The organism is Brevibacillus sp. B_LB10_24, from assembly GCF_046036945.1.
Lineage (GTDB): Bacteria > Bacillota > Bacilli > Brevibacillales > Brevibacillaceae > Brevibacillus_C.
Genome location: NZ_JBJQOQ010000015.1, coordinates 28570 through 41580, shown reverse-complemented (window position 1 = coordinate 41580; position 13011 = coordinate 28570). Strand labels below are relative to the sequence as shown.

At 51.6% G+C, this 13011-nt stretch carries 19 protein-coding genes and 1 pseudogene; 11 read left to right on the top strand and 9 right to left on the bottom strand.

Translation table 11 applies throughout. From position 1 onward, the window contains the following. Nucleotides 1-198: 198 nt before the first annotated feature. Both ACI7RC_RS15030 and ACI7RC_RS15025 read left to right on the top strand, forming a co-directional pair. The gene (locus tag ACI7RC_RS15030; RefSeq protein WP_408109042.1) at nt 199-1569 is read left to right on the top strand and encodes an MDR family MFS transporter; all 1371 of its coding nucleotides are present in this window, start codon (nt 199-201) and stop codon (nt 1567-1569) included. 101 nt (nt 1570-1670) lie between these two features. Further along, nucleotides 1671-2180: a phage holin family protein gene (locus ACI7RC_RS15025; RefSeq protein ID WP_408109041.1), complete on the top strand. Its 510-nt coding sequence runs from the start codon at nt 1671-1673 to the stop codon at nt 2178-2180. Nucleotides 2181-2191: 11 nt separating this feature from the next. Here the strand turns inward: ACI7RC_RS15025 and ACI7RC_RS15020 are convergent, their stop codons facing one another. Beyond that, nucleotides 2192-3094, bottom strand: coding sequence for a DMT family transporter (locus tag ACI7RC_RS15020; RefSeq protein ID WP_408109040.1), 903 nt, complete (start codon nt 3092-3094; stop codon nt 2192-2194). Between the two features lie 48 nt (nt 3095-3142). On the opposite strand from ACI7RC_RS15020, the gene ACI7RC_RS15015 reads away from it, so the two are divergent. From ACI7RC_RS15015 to ACI7RC_RS15005, 3 genes are all read left to right on the top strand, one after another. After that, the gene (locus ACI7RC_RS15015; protein ID WP_408109039.1) at nt 3143-3589 is read left to right on the top strand and encodes an aminoacyl-tRNA deacylase; all 447 of its coding nucleotides are present in this window, start codon (nt 3143-3145) and stop codon (nt 3587-3589) included. A gap of 235 nt (nt 3590-3824) precedes the next feature. Next, on the top strand, nt 3825-4748 hold the full coding sequence (locus tag ACI7RC_RS15010) for an FAD-dependent oxidoreductase (RefSeq protein ID WP_408109038.1): 924 nt from the start codon (nt 3825-3827) through the stop codon (nt 4746-4748). A gap of 29 nt (nt 4749-4777) precedes the next feature. Further along, nucleotides 4778-5017, top strand: a complete 240-nt coding sequence (locus ACI7RC_RS15005) for a glutaredoxin family protein (protein WP_408109037.1) — start codon at nt 4778-4780, stop codon at nt 5015-5017. Between the two features lie 82 nt (nt 5018-5099). Here ACI7RC_RS15005 and ACI7RC_RS15000 read toward each other — a convergent pair whose 3' ends face one another. The 6 genes from ACI7RC_RS15000 to ACI7RC_RS14975 are packed head-to-tail and all read right to left on the bottom strand — an operon-like array spanning nt 5100 to nt 7067. Then, nucleotides 5100-5324, bottom strand: coding sequence for a spore germination protein (locus ACI7RC_RS15000; RefSeq protein WP_408109036.1), 225 nt, complete (start codon nt 5322-5324; stop codon nt 5100-5102). Between the two features lie 10 nt (nt 5325-5334). Beyond that, the gene (locus tag ACI7RC_RS14995) at nt 5335-5709 is read right to left on the bottom strand and encodes a spore germination protein GerPE (protein WP_408109035.1); all 375 of its coding nucleotides are present in this window, start codon (nt 5707-5709) and stop codon (nt 5335-5337) included. Between the two features lie 22 nt (nt 5710-5731). After that, nucleotides 5732-5944, bottom strand: coding sequence for a spore gernimation protein (locus tag ACI7RC_RS14990; protein WP_408109034.1), 213 nt, complete (start codon nt 5942-5944; stop codon nt 5732-5734). Continuing rightward, nucleotides 5941-6564 (bottom strand): spore germination protein GerPC, encoded by a 624-nt coding sequence (gerPC, locus tag ACI7RC_RS14985; protein ID WP_408109033.1) that lies wholly within the window; start codon nt 6562-6564, stop codon nt 5941-5943. Before gerPC ends, ACI7RC_RS14990 begins: the two co-directional genes overlap by 4 nt. A gap of 48 nt (nt 6565-6612) precedes the next feature. Next, the gene (locus ACI7RC_RS14980; protein WP_408109032.1) at nt 6613-6819 is read right to left on the bottom strand and encodes a spore germination protein GerPB; all 207 of its coding nucleotides are present in this window, start codon (nt 6817-6819) and stop codon (nt 6613-6615) included. A 2-nt stretch (nt 6820-6821) separates the two neighbouring features. Next, a complete protein-coding gene (locus tag ACI7RC_RS14975; protein ID WP_408109031.1) occupies nt 6822-7067 on the bottom strand; it encodes a spore germination protein in 246 nt (81 codons plus the stop codon). Between the two features lie 179 nt (nt 7068-7246). Between ACI7RC_RS14975 and ACI7RC_RS14970 the strand changes: the two genes are divergently transcribed. Then, a complete protein-coding gene (locus ACI7RC_RS14970) occupies nt 7247-7468 on the top strand; it encodes a hypothetical protein (RefSeq protein ID WP_408109030.1) in 222 nt (73 codons plus the stop codon). Here the strand turns inward: ACI7RC_RS14970 and ACI7RC_RS14965 are convergent. Further along, on the bottom strand, nt 7432-7944 hold the full coding sequence (locus ACI7RC_RS14965) for an Hsp20/alpha crystallin family protein (protein ID WP_408109029.1): 513 nt from the start codon (nt 7942-7944) through the stop codon (nt 7432-7434). The two genes, ACI7RC_RS14970 and ACI7RC_RS14965, sit on opposite strands and share 37 nt — an antisense overlap. Before the next feature lie 237 nt (nt 7945-8181). Here ACI7RC_RS14965 and ACI7RC_RS14960 point away from each other — a divergent pair, with 237 nt between their 5' ends. The 3 genes from ACI7RC_RS14960 to ACI7RC_RS14950 are packed head-to-tail and all read left to right on the top strand — an operon-like array spanning nt 8182 to nt 11561. Then, nucleotides 8182-9258 carry a Fe(3+) ABC transporter substrate-binding protein gene (locus ACI7RC_RS14960; protein WP_408109028.1) on the top strand — a complete coding sequence of 359 codons (1077 nt, stop codon included), beginning with the start codon at nt 8182-8184 and terminating at the stop codon, nt 9256-9258. After that, on the top strand, nt 9259-10914 hold the full coding sequence (locus ACI7RC_RS14955; RefSeq protein WP_408109027.1) for an ABC transporter permease: 1656 nt from the start codon (nt 9259-9261) through the stop codon (nt 10912-10914). It abuts the gene before it with no gap. Continuing rightward, a complete protein-coding gene (locus ACI7RC_RS14950; protein WP_408109026.1) occupies nt 10911-11561 on the top strand; it encodes an ABC transporter ATP-binding protein in 651 nt (216 codons plus the stop codon). Before ACI7RC_RS14955 ends, ACI7RC_RS14950 begins: the two co-directional genes overlap by 4 nt. Before the next feature lie 6 nt (nt 11562-11567). Here ACI7RC_RS14950 and ACI7RC_RS14945 read toward each other — a convergent pair. Beyond that, nucleotides 11568-11648 (bottom strand): annotated as a pseudogene (locus ACI7RC_RS14945) (S-layer homology domain-containing protein); the annotation flags it as partial. A 145-nt stretch (nt 11649-11793) separates the two neighbouring features. On the opposite strand from ACI7RC_RS14945, the gene ACI7RC_RS14940 reads away from it, so the two are divergent. Both ACI7RC_RS14940 and ACI7RC_RS14935 read left to right on the top strand, forming a co-directional pair. Beyond that, complete coding sequence (locus tag ACI7RC_RS14940; protein WP_408109025.1) at nt 11794-12246, top strand: AfsR/SARP family transcriptional regulator; 453 nt, start codon at nt 11794-11796, stop codon at nt 12244-12246. A 149-nt stretch (nt 12247-12395) separates the two neighbouring features. Beyond that, the gene (locus ACI7RC_RS14935; RefSeq protein WP_408109024.1) at nt 12396-12986 is read left to right on the top strand and encodes a hypothetical protein; all 591 of its coding nucleotides are present in this window, start codon (nt 12396-12398) and stop codon (nt 12984-12986) included. Nucleotides 12987-13011 lie beyond the last annotated feature (25 nt).

The window sequence follows — 13011 nt, the reverse complement described above, 5'->3', positions numbered from 1 at the left end:
GTCTGAAAAGACGCTATATTGATTATAACGGGGAAAGGGAAAAAAGGCACGAGTTTGAACGAATGGCTCAACAGGTTTCGTGAATCCTAATCAAGCGAACGCAGGCATCTTTACGACTAACTAAACATTTTTGATTGACAAGTTGAATTAAGTTAGTGATGATGGAATAATCAAATGGATTAAAGGGGTTACACCGGAATGAACAGTTCGAAGCGCAACACGTTAATTGCCCTCTTGGTAGCTACTTTTCTGACGGCGATTGACACCACGGTCATGAGTACAGCCACCTCGACGATCGTGCGCGATCTCGGGGGAAGCGAACTTATCTCTTGGGTATTTTCCATCTATCTGCTGACGACGGCAGTGACGACGCCGATCTACGGCAAGTTGGCCGATTTATTTGGCCGCAAGCCGGTCTTCCTGTTCGGGACAAGCCTGTTTTTGCTCGGTTCGGTACTGTGCGGGCTGTCCGGGTCGATGACACAGCTGCTGGTGTTTCGCGGCTTGCAGGGTCTTGGAGCCGGGGCGGTCCAGCCGATCACGCTGACGATTATCGGGGACATTTTTACCAAAGAAGAGCGGGCCAAATTGATGGGGCTTTTCTCCGTCATCTGGGGTGTGGCGGGCCTGGTTGGTCCGCTGGTCGGCGGCTTTTTCGTCGATTTTGTCACCTGGCACTGGATTTTTTACATCAACCTGCCTGTCGGTCTGGTCTCGATTCTGCTCGTCTCGAGGTTTTTTCACGAGCAGATCGCCAAGAAAAAGGTGTATATCGACTACGGGGGAGCGATATTATTTTCCCTCTCCATCGGACTCTTTTTGTATACGCTGCTGGCCAGCGGAGAAGGGAATGTCAGTATGAGCGGGGGAAGCTATCTGCTGCTCGCCTTGAGCATCCTGCTGTTCGTCCTGTTCCTGCGGCTGGAGGCAAAGGTGCAGGAGCCGATGCTGCCGCTGCCGTTGTTTAAAAACCGCATGATCGCCTTCGCCCAAGTGGTCTCTTTTTTACAGGCAATCGTATTGATCGGTTCCTCCGCGTACATGCCGATCTGGATTCAAAACGTGCTGGGGCATTCCGCGATGTTTGCCGGTTTTATGATGCTGCCGATGTCGATCGGCTGGCCGATAGCCGCTTCGCTCAGCGGGAGAATGCTGCTTAGGACCGGGTACCGGCGGGTTACTGTCATCGGCATGGTCCTGTTGCTGGCAGGTACTCTCGGTCTGATCATGTTGACTCCGCAAAGTCCGCTCTGGATGATTCCGATTCTGCAGATTTTCCTCGGGGCCGGGTTCGGCTTTGTGTCAACGGCACTGACGATTGCCGTACAAAGCAGCGTGGGCTGGCAGCAGCGCGGGATCGCGACCGGTTCGCTGCAATTCGTCCGGACGATGGGGCAAACCGTTGGCGTAGCGCTGCTGGGCGCCTGGCTTAACCTGTATCTGCCGGCCAGCCAGGCAGCGGGATTGATGGGGATTTTCAAGTGGATGATGCTGACGACAGCAGTCGGCCTGGTGCTCTCGTTTTTCCTGCCGTCCCATACAGAAGAAGTCCAACCAAATCAAGGGTAAGGAGCCATCCGGGATGGCTCCTTTTTCTTATGGGGAAGGTTTGACACAATAGTGCAATAATTCTAAGATGGAATTATATTGGAAGAGAAAGGAAAGGCGTTATGAATACAACTCCCAAGCAAACCGAAAGTCAACGTACCGCCCGTGAAGCGGCGAAAGAACTAACGATGTTAGTCATCGGCATCGCTCTTTGCCTGTTCGGGGTGATTTTGCTGGCCGGAACGTTTGCCAGTGATTCGGACTTAACCCTGCTCTCGGAATTGGTTCCGCTTCTTGTGCTGTCAATCCTGCCGCTGATAGTGGGCACCTGGCTGTGCATCACTGCCCGCAAACGGACGAAGCGGCGGAAGGCAGATGAACTGGAAAACCAGATCCTGCAGCTGGCACAGCAGCTTGGCGGCAGCTTGACCACAGCGGAACTGGCCATGCACACGAGCTTTTCCTTCAGTGAAGCCCAGCGGATCTTGGACGCCTACGTCAAGATGAAGATCGCCTTCATCAAGATATCGGATAATGGCACGATGATTTATGAGTTTGAAGGACTGATCAGCCAGGAGGAAAAGCAGAGGGCACAGTCGTTGAAGGAATTGATATATTCGCCCTGGGAGTAGCAGGTCATTTTTCAGCCGTTCCCCCTGATTGTCTGCAGCTTTTTCTCATGTCTCGTCCCTGCTGCGATTGCACACAGCACTAGCAGCATTCCCAGCGCGTGCAGCCAGGTGAATGCCTCGTGTAAAAAAAGGGCAGAACTGATGGCAGCGCTGATCGGCATCATCCCTGTAAACAAACCCGCGATAGCTGCAGGAACTTTTTTGACTCCCAGATACCAGAGCGTAAAGGAAAGCACACTGGCGGTAACTGCATAGTAGACGATCAAGCCCCAGGTTTGGGCGTGAATCCCGGCCAGGCTAAACCGGGAGAGGTCCCAGAGCGCCAGCGGCAGAAAGAGGATGAAGCCGATCGCATTCACCCCGGTCGCCATCTGAAACGGCGTGAGCCGTCCGGACAGCTTTTTGGCGTAGATCGTAAACAGCGCTTCGGCAACAACGGCCAAAAACACGAGCAAAATGCCGAGCGCGTGAGCGGAACCCGGTTCGGAGCCGTCCTTGCTGAAGGTGACCAGGGCAACTCCCAGGACCGAGAGGCAGACGGCAGCGACGTTGTTTCTCGTCAGCTTCTCTTTTAGCAGGAACAGGGAGAGCAGGGCAATGCAGGCCGGGACTGTACTTGAGATGATCCCCGCCGCTGCAGCCGTCGTCATTTTGACTCCGTACAGCATGCAGACGCTGAATAAAAAGACGCCGAAGAAGGCCTGCCAGAAAAGGGACAGCCAATTCTTTGGCCGCAGGGAGCAGCGCCACTCTTTTCGCGCCGTCAAGATCGTCCCCAGGATGAGCAGTGCGATCAAAAACCGGATCTCGGAAAACAGGAAAACGGGCACCTCGCGGACGACTTCTTTCCCGACGGCTATGTTGATGCCGACAAAAGCCATCGATAAGGCAAGCTGCAGATACGCTATGTACATCTTTCAATTCCCCTTTGTTTTTTGTAAAAACAGTCTGGGAGGATCTCTATGATAGATATGAAGAGTATTTTAGAAAAGAATAACATTTCTTACCAATTAATCAACCATGAAAATCCGATCCGTACGGCGAAGGAAGGGGCGGAGTTTTTCGGGTGTGAACTGGGACAGACGGCGCCTACGTTGATCATCAAGACGGAGCGCGGCTTTTTCGCGCTGATCGTGTCGGCCAGGCAGGGCGGGGTCGATTTCGCAGAGGTGGCTGCCGTTCTTGGCTGCAGGGACGCACAACTGGCGAGCAAAGAAGAGGTGAAGAAGCTGACGGGGTGTTCCGTCGGCAGCGTTCCGCTTGTGGGCCACAACCTGCCGTGTGTGATCGACAAGCGGCTGCTTGGCTATTCCGCCATCTACGGCGGGAGCGGACAGGCCACCTGTACGCTGAAGCTGGATCCTGCCGCGTTGTTTGAAGTAAACCGCGTCGTCGCTACGATAAATTGAACCGCCAGGGACAGGGCAGCATGCTGCCAAAAGTACATGTGTATCCCCCTTTTGACCGAAGGGGGATTTTCTTTTTTTATAAACAGACATTCGAATCGGGAACTGTTATCCCTATAATCAAATTAGAATTATTACAAAAAAGTATTGACTTTCGCCTATATTTCACGTTAAATTAAATATATCTAAGATAATAATAATTATTATCTAATATTGATTTTGAAAGTGAGGGGTGGGCGTGTACGATGTGATCGTGATTGGCGGCGGGCCGGCAGGGGCGACAGCCGCGATCTACACGGCTCGCGGCAATTTGAAAACCTTGGTCATCGACAAGGCGCCGGGAACAGGGGCGTTGGCACTGACGCACAAGATCGCCAATTATCCCGGTGTGGAAGGCGAATGGAGCGGAAAAGAACTGCTGGATAAAATGCGAAACCAGGCGAAGAGCTTTGGCGCCGAGTTTATACAGACGACGATTACCGCCGTTGACGTGGAGGATGAAGTGAAGAGCATCTACACGGCGGACGGCACGTTTGAGGCCAAGACCGTGATCGTCGCGACCGGTTCGAAAGGGCGGAACCGGATGCTGCCTGGCGAGGAGCGTCTGCTGGGGCGGGGCATCAGCACCTGTGCGACCTGTGACGGCGCCTTTTACCAGGACAAGGTGGTTGCGGTCATCGGCGAATCGGAGGAAGCGTTGGAGGAGGCCGCGGCCCTGACCAAGTTTGCCAGGGAGATTTTTTTCATCGTGCCGCGCGCTGAGCTGCAGGGAGTCGAATCGGCGCCTGAGCTTCCCAACACGCACTTTTACTACCGCACCCGCCCCGTAGAGATCGTAGGGGAGAAAGGCGTTGAAGGGGTCAAGATCCGCAAGGCGTCAGGGGAAGAAGAACTGCTGCCTGTCGACGGGGTATTCATCTTCCTGTCCGGGAGCAAGCCGGGCACCAGTTTCCTGGAGGATCAGGTGCCGTTGGATGAGGAAGGCTACATGGTCCTGGACGAATTCATGCAGTCGGCGGTTCCGGGCGTATTCGGAGCCGGGGAAGTGCGCCGGTCGCCTGTCAAACAGGCAGTAGTAGCGGCAGCCGACGGAGCGATCGCGGCGATGGCCGTCGACAAATACATCAACAAACGGTCCAAAATCGTTCCGCAGTACAAGTAAGGAATCAGATGAAAAAGGAGATAGATACCATGGCACAAGCAATCGTATATTCGAGCACCAATTGCAACTTTTGCAAGCAGTTGAAAACATATCTGACCGAACAGAACATCCCGTTTGAGGAGCGCAACATCGACGAGAATCCTGCCTACCACGAAGAGTTGAGCCGTCTGGGCATCATGTCTGTGCCGCTTACGTTGATCGGCGAAAAACAGATTCTCGGCTTCAACCCCAACCGGATCAAAAAAGCGTTGGCTGCCCTTGAGGTGTAAGGCGCCTTCTGCCTTGGCAAACCGGCCGTCCAAAACAAAAGCAAGAGCCAACTCGACTTTTCGGGTTGGCTCTTTTCCTTCTTTACGCATTCGCCACCTGCACCTGATCATTGAGGTGTGTATCAGCCGTATTGGTCATGCTCGCGCCGCTGTTTGCATTTATGAGATTCCCGATATTGCCTGCGCCGGCACCGTTGTACGATTTGGAATAGCTTTTTTGCGACACGTTCAAGGCATCCCCAAAATTGACGGATCCCGAGTTGCTGTTAATATTGACAGCTCCGACAATGGACGGCAAAAGGAACACCTCCCATAGCTTATTCTTTTTCTCGCAAGAGGTGCCGAATCGTTTTGACACGGGCTTCCGAATGCAGGATCCTGCTTGAGCCCAGGTGCAGGACAGATGAAGAAACCATGTTGTTGATCTTGATATTATCAACGTTCAAAAACGGGGATTTGTTGATCGTTTCCATCTTAAGCGGTTCGACGACAAATGGTTGGGGGATCCTCTCTGTAAACATCGGATAGTCACTCAGCGGAAACTCGCTTTCCAGGAAGATCGCCTGTTGGCGCTGAACGGCTATGGCTTTCGTGATCGGGTGGACGTGAAAGGAGTCACCAACCTCGAAAATGGAGTAAGGGTCGATGTTGAGAATACTGACATGCTGGACAGATGAGATTCTGCTGTTCACGGGTAAGCTCCTTCCACATTTTTCATCGTATCGGAAGGGGAGGAGTAACAGGCGGTACGGGGGGCGGCCCGATGGTTACCCCTACGATCAGCGACTCGGGAGGTGTTTCAAGAATAGATGATAAGCAAATCGTCTTGACATCGCCTGCGAATACCGTTGAGGAGGAGGAGAGATCTTTGATTTTTACGTCTTTGACAGAAAACTCCCCGTTGATGACGGAATACTTCATGATCAAGCCCCGCTTCTCCTTGGCAGATTTTTTACAAATGCTTTCAGCGTGTTGCAGATATCTTCTTTGATACACTGTACGGTCTGCTCTTCCAGACGAGCCAGCTGATCCGGTTCAGTCGGCAGCGGTTTGCTTTGATTCAGGTAGTAATGAATCCGCTGGTCAAGCTGTCTTGCCACGTCGTCCAAAATAAATTGACGGTAGACGTCGTCCAGAGGGCAGGCGTACTTGTCTTCCATGTATCGAAGCACTTCGCGTGCCTCAGTGTTCATGTAACCATGAATTTGCTGCCGGATTCTTTCGAACAGGTTGGGTTCCTGTCCGGCTGGCGAAGGAACGTCCATGGATTGATCGACGGAAAGCTCTTCGATGGACGATTCGCCGCCTTTTTCCGCACCTTTGGGATGTATGCCGATGTTCAGCGTTCCTTCCAGCCGCTCGATCTTTAACAGGTCGAATTTATACTCATTATGGACGACGGGCTGGCTCGCATCCCCCTTTAGCTTATTGATATCCTGCTCCATTTGTTTCATCCTCTTGTTCATCTCGGTGATTTGTTTGGTCTGCTCCTGCAGATAACCATGAAGCTGATGAAAGTAATTCATCATGTCAGATTCCATATACATACAGATCAACCTACTTTCAAGCTTGCGAAAATGCGGATGGCCCCATGCTCAGCGGGTGGGTTCAACCAGGGGGACGTAAGGAACCGATTGCGGAGGAATGGCAGGTGGAGCCGGTCTGGTAAAGCCTCCCGTGTTGAACAACTGGGAGAGCGGCTTGATGATTCCCGCACTCCCGATCTGACAGACAGATGAGTTGGAGATGCTGTCAATTTTCAATGTGTGGATGGAGATGTTTTGATAGATGTAAAAATTCATCGTCATGTCCGCTCCTTGCTGATGGAGCCGTCTCGCTCCTGGATAAATACGGCTTGGTCGCCTGAATCCGTATCGTATACGTTAATCACGCTCGGGGCGTTGTTGACGGTCAAGTTGGTTCCCGAGCTGAAAGACCCTCCGCCGGCGAACGTTTTGACGATAGCGGTGGGGGTAATGGAGTTGACGTCACCGATGTTGAAAACTCCGCTCAAGCTGTTTATGTTTACTGTTCCAACGATGGCTGGCATCTTGCCTGCACCCTTTGCAGAAAGCCTTGATGGTATTGTATGTGAAAGGAATTCTGGGTGTTCATCCCCTGTTCGCAAATTTGGAAGATTTGGCCGCCTGCAGGCTGACATCTATCCGCGCCGCCGCATAGGATATCAACGCACTATGTCAGGGCTGACTTCAAAGGAGGCATGTTTTGATGAACATGAAGGTAACGAACCGGAAATTGGCGGTAAATAACATCGAATTCGACGAGGTGATCCGTTCTTCGCTTGTCTTGCTGGGTGATGCCGAGGTGATCACCTGCTCAAGCGTTTTTGACACGCCGGCGGACTCGCTCATCTTCAGTCCGGTGATTCCCTTTGTACCGCCGAGCAGAGCCAGTCACCAATCAGGGGCTGCGGACCGCTTGAAGAGGTGAAGCTCCAGCAGCCCATCCTTGTACAGCCGCTTCATCCCTTTGGTGGATGCCGGGCTGGGGAGTTCGATCTGCCGGGAAAAGTTTCCGTAAGACCGCTCCCGTTCCACCGATAACCCTGGGTGCCGCCGTTTCTTGATTCTTCCTCGTACCGTCAAAAAGCGGCTGTCAGAGATGGAGATATCCAAACTTTCCAGATCCAGGCCAGGTATTTCGCAGCATACGATGATTTTTTCGTTTGTTTGAAACACATCCGCTTTCGGGGTAACAAAATTCTTGAACTGGTCTTGTACGGCCTTGGCCTGGTCAGCATTTCCGCTGAAACTGGCCAGCCCCATGATATTCTGCCAAAATTTTTCGTCAAACAGCGACTGCATTTGGCTGATCGTTTTCCAGGGTGATTGATCCGTGCTGTTTAATTGGCTCAGCGATTCGGTGATGCGCTGCAGATGCTTCATCGTCTCACTCAGATCATTCAATCTAACCGCTCCCTTTCGATGCGTATAATGATTCCGTTTGTAATATATGTCAAAGTGTCTGGGGAACGTGTCAATGTTCAGAAATACCGTCTCGCTTCCCGGATTTTTTTCCCGTTGCAAAGTACTCGTATCATTTAGAAAATAACTTGTTGACAATATAATTATGCCTTGATATGATCAAACAAGTTATTGATAATGGTTCTTATTATCAACATCGGGTAAAGGGGCGTATACATAATGAGCAAGAAAAAAGTTTTTTCCGGTTTGCTTGCCGCAGTCCTGGCAGCTGGTTTGTTAGCAGGGTGCGGTTCCAATGCGGGAGATGGAATAGCTCCGTCAGAAGCCCAGGGAACAAGCAAAGAACAGGCAGTCAATGTTTATACGGCCCGGCATTATGAATCAGACGACAAGCTGTTCGAGACGTTTACCGCCGAAACCGGCATCAAGGTAAACGTGGTCAAAGGCAAAGCGGAAGAACTGATCGAACGCCTGAAGCGCGAAGGCGAAAGCACAGAAGCCGACCTGTTTATCACGGTGGACGGGGGCGTTCTCAATACAGCCAAAGAAGCGGGCGTGCTGCAGCCGATCCAATCGGAAGCGGTGGATCAGCGCGTACCGAAGCAATTGCGGGACAAAGACAATCAGTGGGTGGGGATTTCTACACGGGCGCGTGTGATCGCCTACTCAAAAGAGCGGGTAAAACCGGAGCAGTTGTCCACCTATGAAGATCTGGCCACAGACAAGTGGAAGGGCAAAGTGTTGGTTCGCTCTTCGACGAGCCTGTACAACCAGTCCCTGCTCGCTTCTTTTATCGAACTGAACGGCGAGCAGCAGGCAGAAGAATGGGCCAAAGGCATCGTAAACAACATGGCCCGCAAGCCGGAAGGGGCTGACCGCGACCAGGCGAAGGCGATCGTGGCCGGAGTCGGCGACGTCGCGATCATGAACACCTATTACGTAGGCCTGTTGGTGAATTCCAAAGATCCGGAAGAGGTAAAAGTCGGAGAGAGCATTGGCGTCTTCTTCCCCAACCAAGAAACTACCGGGACTCACATCAATGTCAGCGGCGCCGGGTTGACCAAACACAGCAAGAACAAGGAAAACGCCGTGAAGCTGATCGAATTTTTGACGGATAAAGAGGCTCAGACCCTGCTGACCCAGGCCAACTACGAATTCCCTGTCAACGCCGAAGCGGAAATGCCGGAACTGCTGAAGTCATGGGGAGAATACAAAGCGCAGGAAATCGATTTCGCGGCATTGGGAACTCATAACAAGAAAGCCCTGGAGATCTTCAATAAAGTAGGTTGGAAGTAGATGTACAGACGAACGTTCCTGAGAAGCTTTGCGAGGAATCGAAACGGTTGGGTGGCAGTAAGCCTGCTCGGGGTAGCGGCGGTCCTGCTGCCCAACCTCTCTATCTTGTTGAACCTGTTTCACCAGCCAAACGAAAACTGGCAGCACATCAAGGAATACATGCTGAAGGATTACGTGCTCCAGTCGCTTTGGCTTGTTCTGTGTACGGGAATATGCACGGTACTGATCGGCGTCACGCTCGCCTGGCTCGTCTCCGCCTGCGATTTTCCGCTTAAGCGGTTTTTTCGTTGGGCGCTGATTTTGCCGCTGGCGATTCCCCCCTACATTGCAGCTTACACATACAGTACGATGTTTAGCTACACCGGTGCCATTCAAAAGTTTTTCCGCTACCAGCTGGGTATGACCGTGGATCAGAAATACTTTGACTTCATGTCGGTGAAGGGCGCCATTTTTATTTTTACGATGTTTTTGTTTCCCTACGTGTACCTGATCACCAAAGCCTTTCTGGAACGGCAGAGCGCAGCCTATATTGAAAGCGCCCGGCTGCTTGGGAAAAATTCGCTGCAGATCTTCTTCCAGGTGGTCCTGCCCATCTCGCGCTCAGCGATCATCGGCGGCGTCAGCCTGGTCGTCTTTGAGGTTTTGAGCGATTACGGCGTGACGAGCTATTTTGGCATTCCGACCTTTTCCACGGCGATTTTTCAAACCTGGTTTGGCATGTACGACCTGGATTCGGCTGTTCGGCTGGCGGCGATGCTAATGGTGGGAATCATCGGTTTATTTCTAATGGAAAGGCTTTTGCGCAACCGGATGAGGTTTCATTCCTCCACCAGCAAAACCAGGCCGCTCAAACCGAAAAAGCTGAGGGGGGTGCCTGCAGCAGCGGCGTTTTTGTTCTGTCTGGCGGTCTTTTCCTGCGGGTTTTTGATCCCGTTCGTCCAACTGGTCGCCTGGGCCAAGCTCAGCTATCAGGATGTCGTCAACCGCTCTTTTATCCAGTTGACGTTTAACACGCTTTCCGTCGCCGTCATTGCAACGGCGGTCATCGTGGTGCTGGCGGCGGTCGTGGCCAACGCTAGCCGGATTCGGGAGTCCTTCTTCTCCCAGGTGTCGGCTAAGCTGATCGCGATGGGCTATTCGATCCCGGGGGCGGTCATCGCCATCGGTGTGCTTTCCGTGTTCATTTCGCTGGATCAACAGTTGAGCGGGTTTTACAGCTGGCTGGGTTGGGGCGAAAAAAAGCTGGTGCTCAGCCTGTCGCTCGTCATGCTGATCTTCGCCTATGTGATCCGCTTTCTGGCTGTTGGCTTCAACTCGATTGAGGCTGGATTTGAAAAGGTGGGCAAGAAGTATTACGAAGCGTCCCGGTTGTTGGGATTGGGGATGACCAGGACGTTTTTTCGGGTAGATCTGCCGATGATCAAGGGAGCGGTTTTAAGCGCCTCCATCCTGGCGTTTGTGGAGATTACCAAAGAACTGCCGCTGACATTGCTGCTGCGGCCGTTCAACTTTGAGACGCTGGCCACGAAGGCGTACCAGTACGCCAATGACGAACAGATTATCGAGGCGTCGATACCGTCTTTGTTGATCATCGGGATCAGTATGATTTCCGTATTGCTCTTTCACCGAGTTGGAGAGGAGAAGCAGGAGCGATGAACTTTTTTGAGATACGAGATCTCTTCTTTCGCTATCAGAATGCGAAAGAATGGACGATCCAAAACTTCAGCCTGTCTATCAGCCAGGGACAGATCGTCGGGGTTCTGGGCCAGAGCGGAAGCGGGAAAAGCACCCTGCTTCGACTGATTGCCGGATTGGAGGAACCAGCAGGAGGGACGATCGCGATTGCCGGAAAAGTTGTGGTTTCGCAGCGGAATTTTGTGGAGCCGGAAGCACGCGGTGTTGGCATGGTGTTTCAGGACTACGCGCTGTTTCCCCATATAACGGTTTCGCAAAACATCGTTTTTGGCTTGCAAAGATTGTCCCGGACAGAGAGAGCCAAGCGATTGGACGAGATGCTGGAACTGGTGCAGCTGCGAGGATACGAGCGGCGCTACCCCCACGAGTTGAGCGGAGGACAGCAGCAGCGTGTGGCATTGGCCCGGGCGCTTGCCCCCAAGCCGGCCATCCTGCTGATGGACGAACCGTTCAGCAATCTCGATGCCGACCTGAAGGGAAAGATCAGGCAGGAACTCAAAGAGATTTTGAACAGGGCGAAGATGACGTGCATTTTTGTTACCCATGATAAAGAAGACGTAGATGCGATCTGTGACCGCATCGTGGTTATGGAAGCGGAGAACACGTGAAGTGTTCTACCGATTCCGTCGTGAATATTTTTCCGTGATATTTGCGTTCGGCCGGAAGGTGCCGTCCGGATAACCGTTTACAATCCCTCCTTCTTCGGGCTAGATCTGAGGGAGGTTTTTTGCTTTTCATGTGGTCATGTAAGTTTCAACCGTCAGTACTTCTCTTGATAGAATGACCGTATGAATTAGGATAAAGGGTAATGAACGGAAAATTTGACGGGAGGTTTGTATTTTGGTCGGTTTCCGTTTCCGGTTATTGGGTGGCCTGCAAATCATCCTCGACGATAAGGTCATCACTGCAATTCCCGGCAGAAAGATCAAGCTGCTGTTGGCATACCTGATTCTCGGATTTGACATGCCGCAAAGCAGAAGGCAAATCGCCTTTGATTTTTGGCCGGATTCCACTGAGAAACAAGCCCAGGCCAATTTACGAAAACGAATCCATGATCCGCGAAAATGCATGCCGCAAATAGATCGGTACCTGACGATTGTCGGCAATACGTTGACAGAGCGCCATTCGTCCGATTTATTCGCCGCGACCGGCGGCAATCCCAACGAAGCGGAAAAAGCTTACAGGCAATGGCTGGAACGTAACGCATCCTCCGTTTCGCTCCGGGAACGTTCTCTCTGTGAAGTGGCGCTCGGAAATTGTTTGCGTGTGCTGGGAAAATACGAAGAATTTTGAAACGCCCTCTTCTCACGTATGAATCTGGATGAGGGCTTTTTCATTTTGAAACGCTTTTGAAACGTCCCCTTTTTTAGAATAAATCTGGTGGAGGGGATTTTTGTGGGCGCCAATCGAATAAATCTTTAATTTTCTAGGGGGGTGGAAATGTGACATTAACAAAGGTTGTTCAGGTATTTGCAGTGTTCGGTATCTTGGGGCTTTTTGTTCAGATTGCAAGCATTATTGTCAACATTTCAGGATTGGAATCCACCTTTTCTATCTATTTGAATGTTTTGGCCTGGATCTTAGTCATGTTCGGGGCCATCGCAGTTTATTTACGTCAATTTGAGAATCTGGGGAAACTCGGATTTTTCAGCATCGTTATCATGCTTATCGCATTCGTATGGACAATCGGCTATGTCGAATTAGTCGGGTTTTCTTTACCTGTGATTCATGAACTGAATCCATCTGCGAACTTTGAGAACCTTTCGGATTATGGGCCAATAAGTGAGGCGGGATTTACGTCCTCCATCTTGATTCTGGTCGGCGAGGTTCTTTACGGTTTGTCCATTTACCTTTATAGCAAACTAACACGTTGGCCCGGAGCGCTGATTATGATTGCCGGAGTACTGAATGTCTTCGGCTCCCTAATCGACATATTGGGGTTAATAAGTTACATCAGCTTACCAATCGCGATTCTCTGGATGTGCATCAAGGTGCTAAAAACAGGACGCATTGCAAGCAAGGGCCATAATTAGAGTATTGTTTAGCAAGCAGCATGGA